Origin of the sequence: Klebsiella sp. 64 (genome assembly GCF_018223915.1) — a bacterium.
GTDB lineage: Bacteria > Pseudomonadota > Gammaproteobacteria > Enterobacterales > Enterobacteriaceae > Klebsiella > Klebsiella pneumoniae.
Map to the genome: position 1 here is coordinate 299,653 of NZ_JAGRQZ010000001.1, position 15,617 is coordinate 315,269.

General features: G+C 59.1%; 14 protein-coding genes. 6 read left to right on the forward strand and 8 right to left on the reverse strand.

Going from position 1 to position 15,617, the window contains the following annotated elements; genetic code table 11:
• Positions 1–357: 357 nt before the first annotated feature.
• Both KHQ23_RS01450 and KHQ23_RS01455 read left to right on the forward strand, forming a co-directional pair.
• Positions 358–3,135 (forward strand): flavocytochrome c, encoded by a 2,778-nt coding sequence (locus KHQ23_RS01450; RefSeq protein ID WP_004179710.1) that lies wholly within the window; start codon positions 358–360, stop codon positions 3,133–3,135.
• A gap of 67 nt (positions 3,136–3,202) precedes the next feature.
• A complete protein-coding gene (locus KHQ23_RS01455; RefSeq protein ID WP_032434470.1) occupies positions 3,203–4,153 on the forward strand; it encodes an FAD:protein FMN transferase in 951 nt (316 codons plus the stop codon).
• On the opposite strand, the gene dcuR is transcribed toward KHQ23_RS01455, so the two are convergent.
• The gene (gene dcuR, locus KHQ23_RS01460) at positions 4,134–4,853 is read right to left on the reverse strand and encodes a two-component system response regulator DcuR (protein ID WP_004176303.1); all 720 of its coding nucleotides are present in this window, start codon (positions 4,851–4,853) and stop codon (positions 4,134–4,136) included. The genes KHQ23_RS01455 and dcuR overlap by 20 nt on opposite strands.
• The gene (locus tag KHQ23_RS01465; protein ID WP_004183910.1) at positions 4,850–6,466 is read right to left on the reverse strand and encodes a sensor histidine kinase; all 1,617 of its coding nucleotides are present in this window, start codon (positions 6,464–6,466) and stop codon (positions 4,850–4,852) included. The genes dcuR and KHQ23_RS01465 overlap by 4 nt, the downstream gene beginning before the upstream one ends.
• Positions 6,467–6,621: 155 nt before the next feature.
• Between KHQ23_RS01465 and KHQ23_RS01470 the strand changes: the two genes are divergently transcribed.
• The 4 genes from KHQ23_RS01470 (at position 6,622) to KHQ23_RS01485 (ending at position 11,067) form a co-directional block, all read left to right on the forward strand.
• Positions 6,622–6,978, forward strand: a complete 357-nt coding sequence (locus tag KHQ23_RS01470; protein ID WP_032434472.1) for a hypothetical protein — start codon at positions 6,622–6,624, stop codon at positions 6,976–6,978.
• A gap of 163 nt (positions 6,979–7,141) precedes the next feature.
• On the forward strand, positions 7,142–8,062 hold the full coding sequence (locus tag KHQ23_RS01475; protein WP_211776829.1) for an N-acetylmuramic acid 6-phosphate etherase: 921 nt from the start codon (positions 7,142–7,144) through the stop codon (positions 8,060–8,062).
• 310 nt (positions 8,063–8,372) lie between these two features.
• Positions 8,373–9,983, forward strand: coding sequence for a malate dehydrogenase (quinone) (mqo, locus tag KHQ23_RS01480; protein ID WP_076750587.1), 1,611 nt, complete (start codon positions 8,373–8,375; stop codon positions 9,981–9,983).
• A gap of 157 nt (positions 9,984–10,140) precedes the next feature.
• Positions 10,141–11,067, forward strand: a complete 927-nt coding sequence (locus KHQ23_RS01485) for a LysR substrate-binding domain-containing protein (RefSeq protein ID WP_002903632.1) — start codon at positions 10,141–10,143, stop codon at positions 11,065–11,067.
• Here KHQ23_RS01485 and mdcH read toward each other — a convergent pair.
• The 6 genes from mdcH to mdcC form a co-directional block, all read right to left on the reverse strand.
• The gene (gene mdcH / locus KHQ23_RS01490; protein WP_015874762.1) at positions 11,057–11,959 is read right to left on the reverse strand and encodes a malonate decarboxylase subunit epsilon; all 903 of its coding nucleotides are present in this window, start codon (positions 11,957–11,959) and stop codon (positions 11,057–11,059) included. The two genes, KHQ23_RS01485 and mdcH, sit on opposite strands and share 11 nt — an antisense overlap.
• On the reverse strand, positions 11,959–12,576 hold the full coding sequence (locus KHQ23_RS01495) for a malonate decarboxylase holo-ACP synthase (RefSeq protein WP_032434477.1): 618 nt from the start codon (positions 12,574–12,576) through the stop codon (positions 11,959–11,961). The genes mdcH and KHQ23_RS01495 overlap by 1 nt, the downstream gene beginning before the upstream one ends.
• 3 nt (positions 12,577–12,579) lie before the next feature.
• Positions 12,580–13,539: an AEC family transporter gene (locus KHQ23_RS01500; protein WP_004148291.1), complete on the reverse strand. Its 960-nt coding sequence runs from the start codon at positions 13,537–13,539 to the stop codon at positions 12,580–12,582.
• A 136-nt stretch (positions 13,540–13,675) separates the two neighbouring features.
• Positions 13,676–14,476: a biotin-independent malonate decarboxylase subunit gamma gene (mdcE, locus tag KHQ23_RS01505; protein WP_004224637.1), complete on the reverse strand. Its 801-nt coding sequence runs from the start codon at positions 14,474–14,476 to the stop codon at positions 13,676–13,678.
• Positions 14,476–15,309 carry a biotin-independent malonate decarboxylase subunit beta gene (locus KHQ23_RS01510; RefSeq protein ID WP_004143105.1) on the reverse strand — a complete coding sequence of 278 codons (834 nt, stop codon included), beginning with the start codon at positions 15,307–15,309 and terminating at the stop codon, positions 14,476–14,478. Before KHQ23_RS01510 ends, mdcE begins: the two co-directional genes overlap by 1 nt.
• The gene (gene mdcC, locus KHQ23_RS01515; protein WP_004143106.1) at positions 15,302–15,601 is read right to left on the reverse strand and encodes a malonate decarboxylase acyl carrier protein; all 300 of its coding nucleotides are present in this window, start codon (positions 15,599–15,601) and stop codon (positions 15,302–15,304) included. Before mdcC ends, KHQ23_RS01510 begins: the two co-directional genes overlap by 8 nt.
• Positions 15,602–15,617 lie beyond the last annotated feature (16 nt).

Below are 15,617 nucleotides of genomic sequence, written 5' to 3' on the forward strand. Positions count from 1 at the left end.
TCGATAGATGTTAAAAGAAAAATGAACAATAAATGCTGAAATTATTTTATGTTTTAGTATCTTTATGATTTTATTGTATTTTTTGTTGTTTCCTTGTCATTGTTTATGTTAACAAAAGTATCCTAATTGTTATCACGCATTTGTATTATGTAAATGCTATTTATTATTTTAATAATACAATAGAGGTAGCGATGTTATTGCTGGGGTTAAATAGTTTTATAACTAACGTAATTGGTTTAGTAATTAAAAAACGCGCTATATTATTGGCATGACAACAGGAATTAAAAAACCAAAACCATTAATGATTCCGTCACCTCATTCTGAGCTTTTAATATTTTAAAATCTGGAGCGTAACTTATGACCAGTAACGAACGTATTTTGCAGCCATTTACTTTACCAAATGGTACCGAGCTGAAAAACCGTTTGCTCATGGCGCCAATGACCACCTGCACCGGTTATTTCGATGGTACTGTCACCAGCGAGCTGGTGGAGTACTACCGCGCGCGCGCCGGAAGCATCGGTACCATTATTGTCGAGTGCTGCTTTATTGATGACTACGGTCTGGCCTTCCCGGGCGCGATCGGCATTGATAATGATGAAAAAATTGCCGGCCTGGCGAAAATCGCTGAGGCGATCAAAGCCGAGGGTTCAAAAGCGATTCTGCAGATTTACCACGGCGGCCGTATGGTCGACCCGCAGCTGATCGGGGGGCGCCAGCCGGTGGCGCCGAGCGCTATTGCCGCGCCGCGTGAGGGCGCCGCCATGCCGCGGGCGCTGAGCGGAGAAGAAGTGGAAGGGATGATCGCCAAGTTTGGCGACGGCGTTCGTCGCGCCATTCTCGCCGGTTTCGACGGGGTCGAAATTCACGGCGCCAACACCTATCTCATTCAGCAGTTCTATTCGCCGAACTCCAACCAGCGCGATGACGAGTGGGGCGGTAGCCGCGACAACCGCGCCCGTTTCCCACTGGCGGTGCTGGATATTACCCACAAAATGGCCCGCCAGTACGCCGACGATGCCTTTATCATCGGCTATCGCTTCTCGCCGGAGGAGATGGAGGTCCCGGGGATCCGCTTTGACGACACCATGTATCTGCTGGAAAAGCTGGCCGCCCGCGGTGTCGATTATCTGCACTTCTCGGTGGGCGCGACCCTGCGTCCGTCTATCGTCGATACCAGCGATCCGACGCCGCTGATCGAGAAATACTGTGCGATGCGCTCTGACACCCTCGCCCAGGTGCCGGTGATGGGCGTCGGCGGGGTGGTGAACGCCGCCGATGCCGAGCAGGGCCTCGATCACGGCTATGACCTGATTGCGGTAGGCCGCGCCTGCATCGCCTATCCGGACTGGGCGTCACGTATCGCAGCCGGCGAAGAGCTGGAGCTGTTTATCGACAGCACCCAGCGTGAAGCGCTGCACATTCCGGAACCGCTATGGCGTTTCTCGCTGGTGGAAGCGATGATCCGCGACATGAGCATGGGCGACGCCAAATTTAAACCGGGGATGTTTGTTGAGACCGTCCACGATGACGCCAATGAGCTGGTGATCAACGTCAGCCTCGAAAATGACCATATTGCCGATATCGAACTGGCGGCGAGCCCGGTCCAGACCGTGGAATTCACCACCAGCTTCGAAGAGATCCGCGAACGTATTCTCACCGCCAATACCCCGCACGTCGATGCCATTTCCGGGGCCACCAGCCAGAGCGAGGCGGTGAAAAAAGCGGTCGCCAAAGCGATGCTGAAATCGAGTAAAGCGCTGGCGGCGGAAGAGGGCGGCAATGACGTCGCGCCGAAAAGCTATGATGTGGTGGTAGTCGGCAGCGGCGGCGCCGGTCTGGCGGCAGCCATTCAGGCCCACGACGAAGGGGCCAGCGTGCTGATCGTTGAAAAAATGCCAACCATCGGCGGGAACACCATCAAGGCTTCCGCCGGGATGAACGCCGCGGAAACCCGCTTCCAGCGCGTGAAAGGTATCGAAGACAGTAAAGAGCTGTTCTATCAGGAAACCCTGAAGGGCGGCCACAACAAAAACAACCCGCAGCTGCTGCGCCGTTTCGTTGAAAACGCGCCGCAAGCCATTGAGTGGCTGGCGGACCGGGGCATTATGCTCAACGATATTACCACCACCGGTGGGATGAGCATTGACCGTACCCACCGTCCGCGCGACGGGTCAGCGGTCGGCGGCTATCTGATTAGCGGCCTGGTGCGCAACATCACCAAACGCGGTATTGACGTCCTGCTGGATACCTCGGTGGAAGAGATCCTGATGCGCGGGGATGAGGTTAGCGGTGTACGTCTGATCAACGACGAAAAAGAGGTCATTGAAGTACAGACCAAAAGCATCGTAGTGGCCACCGGCGGCTTCAGCGCTAACAGCGCGATGGTCGTGAAGTATCGTCCTGACCTTGAAGGCTTCGTCACCACTAACCACAAAGGGGCTACCGGGAGCGGTATCGCGTTGCTGGAACGCATCGGCGCCGGCACCGTGGACATGGGCGAAATTCAGATTCACCCGACCGTCGAGCAGCAGACCTCGTATCTGATTTCCGAATCGATTCGCGGCGGCGGCGCTATTCTCGTTAACCAGCAGGGGAACCGCTTCTTCAACGAGATGGAGACCCGCGATAAAGTCTCGGCGGCGATTATCGCTCTGCCGGAACACTATGCTTACATCGTCTTCGACGAGCATGTGCGGGCGAAAAACAAAGCTGCCGACGAGTACATCGCCAAAGGCTTCGTCACCAGCGCCAGCTCACCGCGGGAACTGGCGGAGAAACTGGGGATGGATTACCATGCCTTCCTCGCCACCCTCGAGTGCTATAACGGGGCGGTGGAAAAACAGCATGATGAACAGTTTGGCCGGACCACCGCGCTACGCGCGCCGATTAACGAAGGCCCGTTCCACGCCATTCGCATCGCCCCCGGCGTGCACCACACCATGGGCGGCGTGACCATTAATACCGATGGCGAAGTGCTGAATGTGGCGCAGCAGCCGATTCGCGGCGCCTACGCCGCCGGTGAAGTGGTGGGCGGGATCCACGGCGGCAACCGTATCGGCGGTAATGCGGTGGCGGATATCATTATCTTCGGTACCCTCGCGGGCCATCAGGCGGCGAAACGTGCCAGAGGATAACCTGTAACCTTGCTCCTGCCGGGTTGGCGCTTTCACCGCCCGGCTTGCCCCTTCTAAGGAGAGCCCGATGTCCGATAACCGCGTCTATAGCTACTCCGCCGTGTTGATGGGCTCGCCCATCCTGCTCAAACTCTGTTCCCACGATGAGGCGATGGCCTCCCGCGTTTTCCAGCTTATCAAGCGCTACGAAGACCTGCTTACCGTTAACCGCGCCGAGTCGCAGGTGATAGATATCAACCATGCCGCCGGGCGTCATCCGGTCACCGTCAGCCGACCGGTCTTTCAGCTGATCCAGTGCGCCAAAGCCGCCAGCATGGTGCGCGACAGCGCTTTTAACCTCGCCATCGGCCCGCTGGTGAAGCTGTGGCGAATTGGTTTTCACGGGCACAGCGTGCCTGACGCGGCTGATATCAGAGCCCGACTGGCGCTGACCCGCCCACAGGAGGTGATCCTCGATGAGGCAACCTGCAGCGTGTTTCTCCAACAGCCGGGGATGGAGCTGGATCTCGGGGCGATCGCCAAAGGTTATATCGCTGACCGCGTGCGCGATTATCTCCGTCAGCAGCAGGTGGAGAAGGCGCTGATCAACCTCGGCGGCAATGTGCATACCCTCGGCGAATGGGCCATTGGCCTGAAAAAACCATTTGCCGACGCGCAGGCGCTGATCGGTTCCCTGACGGTCAACGGGCAATCGGTAGTCACCTCCGGGACCTACGAGCGCTATTTCGAACAGGATGGCAAACGCTGGCACCATATTCTCGACCCGCGCAGCGGTTATCCGCTGGACAACGAACTCGACAGCGTGACGGTCATTTCCGCGGATTCTTTAGACGGCGACATCTGGACCACGCTGCTGTTCGGCCTCGGCGTGGAGAAGGGCTGCGCAGCGCTGCGTCAGCGGCAGGATATCGACGCGATTTTCGTTACCAAAAATCGCGACATTATTCTCTCATCGCCGCAGCGGCTGCGTTTTGCGCCGCTGGACAGCGGCTATCGGGTTATTGACTGTACTGCTTAAGCAAACTGTACTGTTCGGCGACCAGGCGGTAGCGATAGACCGGCCGCCCGGTAGCGCCGTAGTGGATAGTGGTATAGAGAATATTGATCTGCGCCAGCCAAATCAGATATTTGCGGCAGGAAACGCGGGAGATATTCACCGCCGCCGCCAGCTCATCGGTAGAGAATTCGACATCCGGATGGGCGTCAATCCACTGGCAGAGTGTGCGCAGCGTTTGCGCGGTTAACCCTTTAGGCAGCTTGCGCGCGTCGCTGGCCTCCGGCGCGCCGCCGTGCAGCAGGCGGTCGACATCGGCCTGTTCGTAATAGGGCTGGCCGGTTATCAGCTTGCGCTTCTCCCGCCAGGTGGTGAGCGCCTCTTCAAAGCGCGGAAACTGGAAAGGTTTGATCAGGTAATCGACCACCCCGTAATGCATCGCGGTCTGTACCGTGGCGGCATCCGCCGCCGAGGTAATCATGATAACGTCGATGGCGCGACCCGACTCGCGGATGGTCGGCAGGAGATCGAGCCCGCTGTCCTGCTGCATGTAGACATCCAGCAGCACCAGATCGATCTCCTGCTGCGGATCGTTAATCATCTCCTGGGCCTGACTGAGCGTCGAAGCGCTCCCGCTGCAACGAAAGCCGGGAACCCTTGCCACGTACAGGCGATTCAGTTCGGCCACCATGGCATCATCGTCAACAATTAAAACATTTATCACGCAGGTTTCCTTTTACTATCCCAGGGGAGATGAACAAAAAATTGGGTAAATACGCCGGGTTCCGATTCGACGGCGAGGGTGCCGCCGAGCTCGCGCAACTGCTGGTTAGCAAGAAACAGCCCGACGCCGCGATTCTCGCCTTTGGTGGAGAAGCCTTTGTTAAAGATAGCGTCGATGTTGTTCTCCGGGATCCCCGGCCCATCGTCGCTCACTTCACCGCTTAGCCAGCCGTCCTGGTAGTGCAGCAGCAGGCCGATCTCACCCTCCGCCTGGCCGCTCATGGCGTCCAGCGCGTTCTCAATAAGGTTGCCCAGCACCGTCACCAGCACCGTGACCTGTTTCTCGTTCGGACAATCCGGCACCAGGCTCTCCTCCGCCAGCGTCAGGGTAAAGCCGCACTCTGTGGCGCGCTGAATTTTACTTATCAGGAAGCCGGCCACCACCGGGGATTTAATGCGATGTTGAATGTCGCCGATGTCCGCCTGGTAGCGGTGGGCGGTCTGCAGCACGTATTCCTCGAGTTTGCCGTAGCTTTTCATATTCAGCAGACCGAGGATCACGTGCAGTTTATTCATAAACTCATGGGAGGTGGTGCGCAGGGCATCCACATAGCTCATCATGCCGTCCAGTCGCTGCAGCAATTGGCTGACCTCAGTTTTATCGCGGAAGGTACAGATGGCGCCGACCACCGCACCCTGGCTGCGAATGGGCACTGTATTGCCGATCAGCAGCAGACCATTGCAACCCAGTTCGCGGTCGTACATTGGCTCGCCGCTCTGCAGTACGGTCTGCAGATCGTCGAGCAGGGGGCTGTGAACGAGAGTCTTATCCGGGCCGGAAAAGAGGATCTCTTCCGCCGCGGGGTTGATGAGATTTACCTCGCCATGGGCATCGACCGCCACCACCCCCTCCTTGAGGGCGTGAAGCATGGCCTGACGCTGCTGAAACTGGGTGGATATTTCGTGCGGCTCCAGCCCCAGCAGTACGCGCTTCAGGCCGCGAACCAGGCTCCAGGTGCCCAGCGCGCAGACCAGCGCGCTGAACAGGATGGTCAGCAGCACGTCCCAACGGCTGTTGGCGATCTGTTCGTCCACTTTACTCAGTGAAATGCCGACCACCACCACGCCGATTTGCTGATGCCGTTCGTTGAACACCGGCGTAAACACCCGTAGCGCCGGGGCCAGCACCCCGTGGTTGATGGCGACATTCTCTTTTCCCTGCAGCGTTGGCTGAATATCGTGGCCGATGAACGGTTTGCCGATGATTGAGCTGTCCGGATGCGAATAGCGAATACCCTGCATATCGGTGACGATAGCGTACAACAGGTCGTTGCGGCGGGTAATGGCCTGCGCCAGCGGCTGAATGATCTGCTGCTGCGGGGGCGCCTCCAGTCCGCGCTTCACCTGCGGCATATCGGCCATGGTGCGCGCCACCGCCAGCGCGGTCTCTTTCAGACCGTCGCGGGTGGCGTTGCTGATCTGCATATACCACAAGGCATACACCAGCAGCAGCACGGCGCCGATGACGCTGCCGATCATCAAGGACACGGCGGTGCTCAGCTTTAACGGTAAGGCGCGTTGGCGAACGCGAGGCGGGTGCTCTGAAGCCTTCATGACGACCCCGGGTAGATTCAGTGAAAGATTATTATCGCCGATAGCGCGGCATACATAAAGCCGTGTAATCAAAGCAAAAGGCCGCTTTTGCTACGGCAGACTCCTCCACCGCGCGGTACACTGCGGCTTTTCGCCACAGGCTTAAGGGAGACACTATGGAACTGGCTTCTCTGGTCCGGGATATCCTCCGGCAGCGGCACGTTGAACGTCTGGCGCAGCATCGTGAACAGGATAATGAAGCGGAAGCAGAGTGGGAGATCGCCCGCTGGCGGCATCGCAGCGGGGTGGTGATCCAGCGCCGCTATGAGCTCGAGATCGCGCAGCAGGATAGCGCATCCTGCCCGGAGTGCTGGATTGACTGGCAGGTTATCGACGCCGCCGGCCAGGAGATCAACCCGATGCGCAAACAGTTTTATAACCTTTGCCAGCAATCCTTCTGGCTGGCTATGCAGGTGGGTGGTGAAGATGAGACCTCAGACAGAATTGCTCAGATAACCGACAATCACCCGTAAACGCGCGTTGGGGACGGTAAACTGTGACCCCGACGGCGGTAAAGCGCAGAACATTCCACTTATAGTGGCGGCAGAGGTTAAATAGTCCTGATGAATATAAGGATATGCATCAGGCCGCTGATTTTGCCGAGATGCGCTTTTTCTGTCGTAAATGGAGGTTGTTATGAGCAGTTCGCTAACCGCGTCAATGCAGGCTCGTCGTCACCGGGAGACCACCCACATCGATCGCCTCGCCACCGCCGATATGCTGGCGATGCTGCATCAGGATGATAAGCAGATATCGGAGGCGGTCGGCGCCTGTCTGCCGGATATCGCCCGGCTGATTGATATCGCCACCGCGACGATAAGCCGGGGAGGGCGCCTGGTCATTATTGGCGCCGGCGCTTCGGGCCGGACGGCCATTGAGGCGGTCAGCGACTATTCGCCGGAAGGTAAACACGCGCTGGTGGGGCTGATTGCCGGTGGGCAGACGACGGCGATGGCCGAGCGGGAGACTGAGGCGAATAATTATGACCTGGGCGCCTTTGAGCTGCAGTCGCTGGACTTCAGCAACCGCGATATGCTGCTGGCGCTGACCGTCAGCGGCAAGACGCCATGGGTGTGGGGGGCGATGCGCCACGCCTGGTCGCTGGGCGCCCCGATAGCGGTCATCACCCAGCAGCCGACCAGCGAGGCGGCGCAGCTGGCGGATATCATTATTGCTCCGCAGACCGGGCCGGAGGCGGTGGCGGGGTTAGCCAATCCGAAGGCTCAGTTGGCCCAGAGGCAGATCGTCAATATGCTGACAACCGGACTCGCCATCCGTGACGGTCGGGTGTACAGCAATTTGCGGGTGGACGTGCAGGCTGACAATTCGCACTGGGCGGAGCGGCAGATAGCGATTGTGATGGCGGCCACCGATTGCACGCGCAGTGAAGCAAAGGCTGCCCTGGCCAGCTGTCATCAGCACTGCCGCACCGCGATCCTGATGCTGCTCAGCGGGCTTGACGCCTGGCACGCGCGGGAGCTGCTAACCAAACATCACGATCATCTGCGTCTCGCCCTGCGTGAAGCCCAGCGTAGCGCTGTCACTCCCGCCCAGTAATCCCTTCTCTGCCAGGCGCGCGATGAGCATGCGCGCCTGGACTTTTGTAATTAAAGAAATTCTTATCTTTTATTTTACCCGGCAATAGATATTGAATTTTCGACCTTATTTTTTTTATCCGTCTTCGCTCTGTTTTTAAAATTGATTTTTTAAGTTAAATAACTGTTTGGTTTAAAATGCGAGAGTGTAAATGATATTTTAAAATAAAGTAAAAGTGCGTTAATATGCTGCCTCTTATGACCGTGTGCTACGTGATAATTCTATTATGCCTGCAATGAAAAAAACGATTATTTCCTTAACCGCATTAGCGATGTTCGTCAGCGCGGCGACGCATGCTGAAGCGGATACCTCGAAAAAAACCGACTTCCTGCTGATTGGCGGCGGGATCATGAGCGCCTCGCTCGGCACCTGGCTGCAGGCGCTGCAGCCGGACTGGGATCTGACCATGGTGGAGAAACTGGACGGCGTGGCGCTGGAGTCTTCCAACGGCTGGAATAATGCCGGTACTGGCCACTCGGCGAATATGGAGCTGAACTATACGCCGGAGCGGGCGGACGGGTCGATTGACGTCAGCAAAGCGCTCGATATTAACGAGCAATTTATGATTTCCCGTCAGTTCTGGTCGGCACAGGTGAAACGCGGTATTTTGCACGATCCGCACTCGTTTATTAATTCCACGCCGCATATGAGCTTCGTCTGGGGTGATAATGTGGATTATCTGCAGAAGCGTTATAACGCGCTGCAGCAGACCACCTTATTCCAGGGGATGAAATTCTCCACCGATCACGCGCAAATTAAACAGTGGGCGCCGCTGGTGATGGAAGGCCGCGATCCGCAGCAGAAAGTGGCAGCCACCTGGACGCCGGTGGGTACCGATGTCAACTACGGCGAAATCACTCGCCAGCTGATCGGCAGCCTGAAGAAAAATAACCACTTCACCCTGCAGACCTCCTCTGAGGTAACGGATTTCAAACGTAATGCCGACAATTCCTGGCACGTAACGATTAAGAATGTGCAGAGCGGGGAAGCGCAGACTATTGACGCCAAATACGTCTTTATCGGCGCCGGCGGCGGCGCGTTGAAGCTGCTGCAAAAAACCGGTATTCCGGAAGCGGACAACTATGCCGGCTTCCCGGTGGGCGGCTCGTTCCTGATGACCGAGAACCCGGCGGTCACTGCGCAGCACCTGGAGAAAGTGTATGGCCAAGCTTCAGTCGGCGCGCCGCCGATGTCGGTGCCGCACCTTGACGCTCGTTACCTCGACGGTAAGCGCGTGGTGCTGTTCGGGCCATTCGCCACCTTCTCGACCAAGTTCCTGAAAAATGGTTCGTTCTTCGATCTGCTCAGCACTACCACCACCAATAACGTGCTGCCGATGACCCACGTCGGTCTCGACAACTTCGATCTGGTGAAATACCTGGTTAGCCAGGTGATGCTCAGCGATGATGACCGTTTCGCTGCGCTGAAAGAGTACTACCCGGACGCGCGTAAAGAAGACTGGAAACTGATCCAGGCCGGCCAGCGCGTACAGATCATCAAGAAAGACGCAGAGAAGGGCGGCGTGCTGAAGCTCGGTACCGAAGTGGTGGTCGATCAGCAGAAAACCATTTCCGCGCTGCTCGGCGCTTCGCCGGGGGCTTCCACCGCCGCGCCGATCACCCTGAACGTGCTCAAGCAGATGTTCCCGCAGCAGTTTAACTCGCCGGAGTGGCAGAGCCGCATTCACGCTATTGTGCCGAGCTACGGCCAGAAGCTGAACGGTAACGTGGCGCTGACCCAGCAGGTTTGGGATGACACCGCTGCGACCCTGCAGCTGACGAAACCGCCGGTGATCCAGATGCCAGCGGCTGCGCCTACCGCGACCGCCAAGCCGGCAGAGACGCCGCGCGAGGCCTCGCCGCAGCACGATATGGCGCTGTAAAAGCAAACTCGACAGTGAACAAAAGGGAAGACCATGGTCTTCCCTTTTTTGCGTTATTTACCGGCTGAGGCCGCGCGCTGCCTGCAACTTTGGCGTCATAAAAGATATACTGGTTTGAATTGAAATAAGAAAATTAAACCAGGAGTGTGGAAGGGCCATGCAAGAGGATATTAACCAGGAGATCACCTTCCGCAAGCTGTCGGTCTTTATGATGTTTATGGCGAAGGGCAATATCGCCAGAACCGCCGAAGCGATGAAACTCAGCAGCGTCAGCGTTCACCGCGCGCTGCATACACTGGAAGAGGGGGTGGGCTGCCCGCTGTTTGTCCATAAAGGGCGCAACCTGCTGCCGCTGCAGGCGGCGTGGACGCTGCTTGAATACTGCCAGGATGTGATAAGTCTGATGAACCGCGGGCTCGAGGCGACGCGCAAGGTTGCAGGCGTCGGTCAGGGGCGGTTGCGCATCGGTACCCTCTATTCTCTGACCCTGGAAACCGTTCCGCGCATCATTATGGGGATGAAGCTGCGTCGCCCGGAGCTGGAGCTGGACCTGACGATGGGTTCAAATCAGATGCTGCTGGATATGCTGGAAGACGATGCCCTCGATGCCATCCTGATCGCCACCAACGAAGGGGAGTTCAATAATACCGCTTTCGACGTGGTGCCGCTGTTTGAGGACGATATTTTTCTCGCCGCCCCGGCGACCGAACGGCTGGATGCCTCACGGCTCGCCGATCTGCGCGATTACGCCGACCGCAAGTTTGTTTCGCTGGCGGAGGGGTTCGCCACCTATGCCGGATTCCGGGAAGCATTCCATATCGCCGGCTTCGAGCCGGAGATCGTCACCCGGGTGAATGATATCTTTTCGATGATAAGCCTGGTGCAGGCTGGCGTCGGTTTTGCCCTGCTGCCGGGGCGGATGAAGAAAGTGTATGAGAAGGATGTACAGCTGCTAAAGCTGGCGGAACCCTACCAGATGCGCCAGCTGATCTCTATCGTCTATTCGCACCATCGCGAACGCGATGCCGACCTGCTGGCGCTGGCGGCGGAAGGACGGATGTACGCCCGCAGTATTAATCGCTAAGCCGCTGCGCCAGATGGCGGGCGACGTCCAGGCCGCTGCGCTCCAGCGCAATGGTCTCCCCGCGCCAGCCCGCCTGGCGGGTCAGGCAGGTGAGTACCCCGCCGGGGGGCATCTCAATGGCTAAGCGCGCATCGCGCTCATCGGCGGCGACCATCGCCTCCTGCCAGTGGACCGGGCGCGCCATGTTCATCGCCAGATCGTCGGCGATCCGCTGCGGATCCCATAGCACGCGCGCCGTCGAGCCGCTTAAATAGGCGCACCGTGGGCGCCTTAAGCTGGCGCCGGCAAAAGCTTTCGCCAGCTCAGCGGCGGGTTTATCCAGCAGCGCGCAGTGCGACGGCACGCTGACCGCCAGCCGCTGGGCTTTACTGGCGCCAGCCCGCAGCGCCAGCTGCGCCACCTCGGCCATTGCCTCATCACGGCCCGCAATCACGAACTGCGTTTCGGCGTTCAGGTTGGCGAGATAAACCTCGTGGCCCTGCATCAGCGCCTCAACCCGCGGGCGGGTCAGGCCCATAATCGCCGTCAGTCCGTAACCTTCAGGATACGCCTGTTCCATTAAGTCCCCGCGCAGGGCCACCAGCCGCAACGCGCTGGCGAAATCGAGCGCGCCGGCAATCACCGCGGCCGGAAACGCGCCGATGGACAGGCCGCTGACCATCTGCGGATCCACGCCCTGACGCTGTAGCTCGCGCGCCCAGGCTACCCCGGCGATCAGCAGACAGAGCTGGACCGCACGGGTGTGTTGTAGCGCGTCGGCGCTATCGAGGGTATCGACTTCATCCCCCAGCACGGCGCGCGCCTGGGTGAGGATCGCCTCGCGATCGGGGATCATCGCCAGCATGCCGGGACGCTGGCCGCCCTGACCGGGAAAGGTAAATAAAATCTTCATTATTCCTCCCTGTGCCACGGCGTCGCGGTTAAGCGCGCGCCGCGGGACGTTTTCAGCAGCGCGCGCCCGTCGCGCAGCCATTCATTAAGGGCGAAGGCGCCGTACGGCGTTTCGACCTGGGTATCAGCGCGGCATGGGAGTTGGGCCACCCGGGTTTGCCATTCCAGCAGCGCCTCGCGGTCCAGCGGCTGTGGCGCGCGGATCAGCAGATCCAGATCGCTGGCCGCATGCAGCACCGGGATCTCGGTTGCCAGCGCGTAGCCGGTACTGCCGGTGACGCCCCAGCCCCAGGGCCAGCGGTGTAAGGTGAGGGCGATAGCCCCCTGGACCGGCGGCTGCGAGACAAACGGCGAGCAGAGTAATGCTTCGCGCTCGACAAGCATCTCCGGGGTGACGCTGCGCACGATATTGCGCGCCTGTACCCAGCCGGCGGCGCGCTGCTCGCGCTTCATGCCCCGCACCCCAACCGGGACGCGGGCCTGGTCGTCAACGTCGCGCCTCACCACCACCGGCAGCGCGGCTCGCCACTGCTGAGCCACCCACGGCTCGGCAATATCTTCCAGGGCGCTGGCGCGGTTTAACCAAACTAGATCATGGGGACGCGGCGTTGCTGACATGGTTTACAGTCCTGAAGTCAAAGAGATAAACAGCGGTAGCGACAGGATACACAGAACCGAGCTCAACAGCAGCACGGCTTCAGCATCCGGAGACTGGACGCCGAAGCGGTTGCCGAAGACCACGCCGAAGAAGCCGGCGGCCAGGGCTATCATCAGGATCGCGGTAATGGCAATGGAACCGTGCAACCCAAGTAACATCACCAGACCCCAGGCAATAAACGGCTGCACCAGCAGTTTCACGATGGTTGATGTAGCGATCAGCGCATTGAGCTGCAGTTTACGCGCCGACAGGATCACCCCGGTGAGAAACAGCGCGGCGGCGGTGGCAGCCAGGCCCAGCGGTTTGATCGACGCCAGCAGCAGGTCCGGCATTTTAATGCCGATCGCGGAAAGCACCACCCCAAGCAGCGGGCCCCAGACGATCGGTTTTTTCACCGAACGCCACATCAGCACCGGCAGCATCGCCAGCGTAGAACCGCTGTTTTCACCCGCGGCGCGGGCTTTTTCACGCTCCAGAATCAGCAGGCAGAACGGGGTCATCAGTACCGAGCCGCAGGCGATAGAGACCGCCACCGACAGCGAGGTTGACGCGCCTTCACCCAGCACGCTGCCTAGGATCGGCAGACCTAACGCGGCATAGTTTGGCAGGGCGACGGTGAGGGTCAGCACCGCGGCATCCTGCGGCGTGCGTTTGAACACGCTGGTGGCGAGGAAGTAGATCGCGGCATAGGTGATCCACATCGCGCCGGTCAACACCAGCACCAACGGCGACTGGGCGACGATACCGGCCCACGGCGTTTGTACCGTCGCGCTAAACAGCGTGGCGGGTAAGGCAAAATCCATTACAAAAATATTAAGCAGCGAGACGTTTTTGTTATCTACCATCCCGGCCTTACCGGCCCAGAAGCCCAGCAGCATAATGACGAAAATCGGGGCAAGAGCATGAATAATCACATAAGTCATAAATCACCTGTAAATAAGATAGAGTACTGGCGCGATTGTTATTTTTTCTAAAAGCCGTCCCTACCCGGCGCGGTTATTACGCGCTCCGGGGGACGGCTTCCGGCAGGTTTTCTTCTACTACTTACGTACGAACGTCTTACCAGCTGGCGCGCATGCGATCGCGAACCAGTTGCGAGCTGCGGCGGTTTTCCGCACCCAGGCGGCACTTCAGTGAGGCATCGGTGCGCGCATCAGCGATGGCGTCGCGCAGCGTGTTGCTGACCAACGACAGATCGTGATCGTCAGGGGCATCCGGATTATTAATATCCAGCAGGGCGGAGAGCAGGCCGAGCGTCGCATAGTTGCTGACGTCGTAGGCCATTGGCGGAATGGTAGCCGCCAGTTTCTCCAGCGCCTCTACGGTACGCAGCGTAATGCGCGCCGCCGACGCTTTACCCATCGCGTGGACCAGCACGCCGCTATCGTTAAAGGCGATCAGGCGGTTGGCCTGGTAGCCGTGGGCCAGAAACGCCCCGGACATCGCTTTGCCGACGATCAGGCCAATTACCGGGTGGCCGGCCAAACGGGCTTTGGCATAAGCGCCAGCCGCCCCGGCCAGCGCCTGGTGAATGCCGAAAGCTTCTTCGCGGCGGCCATAGGCCTGGCTTGGCACATCGATCACGGCGACGATCGGCCGTTTGACTGGCTGGTCGGCGTCGGCGGCAATGGTTTCATTAACCACTTTCGCCAGCGTCCAGCCTTCCAGCAGGCCAACTTCGCCGCCGGCGGCGCGCGGGTAGTGGTTGTTAGCATCCGGGACCACGGCGATAAAACGCACGTTTTCGCCATTAATCTGGCCGTCTGCCACCTGGACGGAAGGGCACAGGCCGCTCATCAGCGGCGCGTCGGGCGCCAGTTTGTTCAGCCACAGCGCGGCGCGGTTTGGGAACTGACTCATTATTTATCCTCCCGGGCAAAAAGCTGTTTAATCTGCGCGGTATCCGCCTGCTGGCGGGTGTCGAACTGGCTCAAGCGACGCAGATAATCGTCATAGTTGTCGCTGCGGTGCTGTACCGGTACGCCTTTGGCGATCGCCTCATTCATTGCGGTTTTAACGGCGTTAACGCCATCGTTAACCAGCGCGTCGACCAGTCCGCTGGCGGCGCGAATTTCGCCGCCGGTCATGCTCCAGATAAACGGCCGGTTGCGGGAGTCGTACTCTTCAATGCCGGCTTCCTGCTCGATAACCTGCGGGCCGTTGAGGCCGAGACGGGCTTCACGAGTGACAATGAGATAGCTGCACAGCGCGGCGGCGATAGACATACCGCCAAAGCAGCCGACGGTGCCGGCGATGATGCCGACTACCGGCGTGTAGCGGCGCAGATCGACAATCGCCGCGTGAATATCAGCGATGGCGGCCAGACCGAGGTTGGCCTCCTGCAGACGTACGCCGCCGGTTTCGAGGCACAGCACCGCCTGCGTCGGGATACCGTTGCGGTTATCTTCCGCCGCCAGCTCCAGCGCGGCGGCCATTTTGGCGCCGGACACTTCGCCCATACTGCCTCCCTGGAAGGTGCCCTCGATGGCAATCACCACCGCAGGCTGGCCGTTGATCGTGCCTTTGGCGACCACCATACCGTCATCGGATTGCGGGACGATGCCCTGGGCGCCGAGCCACGGCGACATAATACCGTCAAACGGATCCAGCAGTTCGCGGTAGCTGCCGTCGTCCAGCAGGGCGTGGGCGCGTTCGCGAGCGCGCAGTTCGATAAAGCTGCGATCGTTACGCATGAGCGGCCTCCTCAAAAACCTGTTCAATACGAATACGGGCGACGCCCGGCGTGGCGCCGAAGTCGTGGATAATCAACTGCCCGGCGGGCAGGCCGTTGATCAGGTTCAACCTGTCGAACAGCGCCTGCCAGCGCGCCTGGCTGTTATCCACTGAGGTGGTGATCTGTACGTTGAGCGTGGCGCTCTGTGCGGCGGTATAAAGTACTTCCATATCGCCTGAACCCACGACTCCTGCCAGCGCTCGGCCGCTCAGGGCGCGGCTGGCAGGAAATGACAATGTAATCTGTTCCATAACATCCTCTGAATGC